The 2,479-nt window shown below is 62.9% G+C and carries 5 protein-coding genes; 4 read left to right on the forward strand and 1 reads right to left on the reverse strand.

The window, feature by feature from the left end; all coding sequences use genetic code 11:
• Positions 1 to 92: 92 nt before the first annotated feature.
• The 4 genes from VBE63_RS27330 to VBE63_RS27345 all read left to right on the forward strand — a co-directional run bounded on the left by VBE63_RS27330 (position 93) and on the right by VBE63_RS27345 (position 2,223).
• The gene (locus VBE63_RS27330) at positions 93 to 677 is read left to right on the forward strand and encodes a YqiA/YcfP family alpha/beta fold hydrolase (protein WP_323685559.1); all 585 of its coding nucleotides are present in this window, start codon (positions 93 to 95) and stop codon (positions 675 to 677) included.
• 125 nt (positions 678 to 802) lie between these two features.
• Complete coding sequence (locus VBE63_RS27335) at positions 803 to 1,648, forward strand: alpha/beta hydrolase (protein WP_323686146.1); 846 nt, start codon at positions 803 to 805, stop codon at positions 1,646 to 1,648.
• A 32-nt stretch (positions 1,649 to 1,680) separates the two neighbouring features.
• On the forward strand, positions 1,681 to 1,953 hold the full coding sequence (locus tag VBE63_RS27340) for a hypothetical protein (RefSeq protein ID WP_323686147.1): 273 nt from the start codon (positions 1,681 to 1,683) through the stop codon (positions 1,951 to 1,953).
• A gap of 126 nt (positions 1,954 to 2,079) precedes the next feature.
• A complete protein-coding gene (locus VBE63_RS27345; protein WP_323686148.1) occupies positions 2,080 to 2,223 on the forward strand; it encodes a hypothetical protein in 144 nt (47 codons plus the stop codon).
• 12 nt (positions 2,224 to 2,235) lie between these two features.
• Here VBE63_RS27345 and VBE63_RS27350 read toward each other — a convergent pair.
• Positions 2,236 to 2,479: hypothetical protein (locus VBE63_RS27350; protein ID WP_323686149.1), on the reverse strand; the 244-nt coding region annotated here is incomplete at its 5' end.

Here is a 2,479-nt window from a genome sequence, read left to right on the forward strand (position 1 = left end):
AACGGTGATGCTGTAGAACGCGCCAACGAGGCCATTCTAGCGTCTGCCAAGTCACCATCACCGCTGCTCTCCATCGCAACCGGAGTCTGACCATGGCCCTGATCCTTTATCTGCACGGCTTTGCCAGTGGGCCGAAGCCCAACAGCCCCAAGGTCGATCTGCTGCGTGCTCTCGGCCATGAGGTCCGTTGTCTGGCCACGCAGGGCGGCTATCGGCCCGAGGACTATCTGCGTGCAGCCGAGGCGGCGCTGAGCAAGTCGCCGACGTTCGACCTGTTGGTCGGCAGCAGCCTAGGTGGATTCTGGGCGCGTTACCTGGGCGCGCGCCAAGGCTACCCCTGGATTGGCTTGAATCCGGCCTTGCGTCCCTCGGCAACACTGGCAGGTTATCAGGGCCGCTTGCAGCGCTTCGATGTCGAGGCGAACTTCGACTGGACCTTGGAGGATGCACTCGCCTATCGGGCCTATGAGCAGGAGCCGCCAGATCCGTCGGTACCGGGGCTGATCCTGGTCGCGGCGGACGATGAGGTCGTCGATGCACAGGAGACGCAGGCCTTGGCCTCCGGGAGCGCGCTGCATGTGCTTGCGCAGGGCGGTCATGAGCTGGCCAACACCGCCGCCTATGCCGATGCGGTGGCCGATTTCATCACCAGGGTCACGGCAAGGCGCGGTGCCTGAGGCCAAAGCCATGCGGAAGAGGAGCAGCATCTATCGGCGCTGGACACGCGCATTGGCCGCAAGGCTGCAGACGCGGATTGACATGGAGACCCCCTGCCGCTGCTCGCCTGTGATCCAATGACCTGATGCTCGCCAAGCTCACCTCACTGCTGTTCATGGCCCTGCTCGGCCTGCTCCTGTTTGGGCTTCTGCTCTGGTGGTTGCAGCCCAGGCTGATCTTCTTCCCCTACGATCGGTTGCAAGCGACGCCGACGGATTGGGGGCTCAACGACGAGGAGGTCCAGCTGGTCACCGAGGATACGGTCGCGCTGCATGGATGGTTGGTGAGCGCGCCCAAACCGCGTGCCAAAGCGCCGCGCACCCTGCTGTTCTTCCATGGCAACGCCGGCAATGTCTCACACCGGGGCGAGTCGATCAGGATCTTCACTGACCTTGGGCTCGAGGTGTTGATCATCGACTACCGGGGTTATGGACGCAGCCAGGGCTCACCCTCTGAGCATGGTCTATACCGGGATGCCACGGCCGCTTGGGACTGGTTGACCCAGGTGCGCGGTATCCCACCCGAGGAGATCGTCATTTTCGGGCGCTCGCTTGGCGGTGCGGTGGCGACCTGGCTGGCGGCGCGGACCTCCCCGGCGGCCTTGATCGTCGAATCCAGCTTCGATCAGATGCAGAGCCTGGCCGAGGTGCATTATCCGCTGCTCTCGCGCCTGATCCCACTGCGGGTGGCGTTTCCGGCCGTTGAGCAGATGGCGCCCGTGCAAGCTCCGGTGCTGATCCTGCATAGCCCCGATGATGAGATCGTACCAATTCCGCTGGGGCGTCGGCTTTATGAGGCGGCTCCAGCGCCAAAGCGCTTCGTCGAACTGCGCGGTGGCCATAACGAGGGTTTTCTGCGCTCGCAGCCCCAGTATCAGCAGTCCCTGGGCGCCTTTTTGGGTCAGATCAGCGTGCCGGGTAGCGTTCACTGAACAGCGGCTGAGGCCGCGACACCGAGAGGGCCATGCATCTTCAACCGCTTCACCTGCAAACATCGCTCGCGGCAGCCCGGCGCCTGCTGATCGACACCGAACGGCGACTGTTGAGGTTGTGCCTGAACGGCCGTTTATGCGCCTTCTTCCTCGTGCTGTGTCTACTCACGGGATGCGCTATCGATCGCACGCAAGACGTCCGCTTCGTCAATGATTCCCTTGGTGGATCAACCTCGACGACGAATGTTTCCTGGACGCAGGTGGTGGGCATCGAACGCGGCCTTCCAGGCGACCATGACAACTGACCACGCGCTTCAACAGGCCTATGACGCCCTCGCCGCTGGTTATGAGGCCAACCGTGGGCAGTTTGATATGCAGCCGGTGCTGGATGATGTCTTTGCTTTGCTGCCGGCGCAGTCTGGAAGACCTTTATGGGCCAGCGTCTGTACGACAGTCACACCACCCCGCAGGAACTGCGCGAACAGCTGCAGGCCGCCGACCTGTACCCGGAGCAGGTGAACTTGCGTGATATCGGCGGCGGGCGGTTTCTCTGGGTCACCGCGCGGCGGGATTGAAGCCGGTGTGGGTCAGGAGTCCGCCGCTTGCAACCAGTCCCCCGTCTCCAGATCCAGCGTCGCCTGATGCTCGACAGCGATCCGCACCCAGATCTCGCCGATGCGCAGACACTCCCCGAGACTCAGTGCCGGCTGCTCGAGCCCATAGTGATGGTCGTACAGATCGTGGAACAGCCAGCAATGGGGAATCTGGTTAAGCCGCCCCGGAAAGCGATGCACCGTCTCGCGGTAATCCACCCCTTGATGTGAAATATCA

This window comes from Lamprobacter sp. (genome assembly GCF_034860625.1).
Taxonomy (GTDB): Bacteria; Pseudomonadota; Gammaproteobacteria; order Chromatiales; family Chromatiaceae; genus Lamprobacter.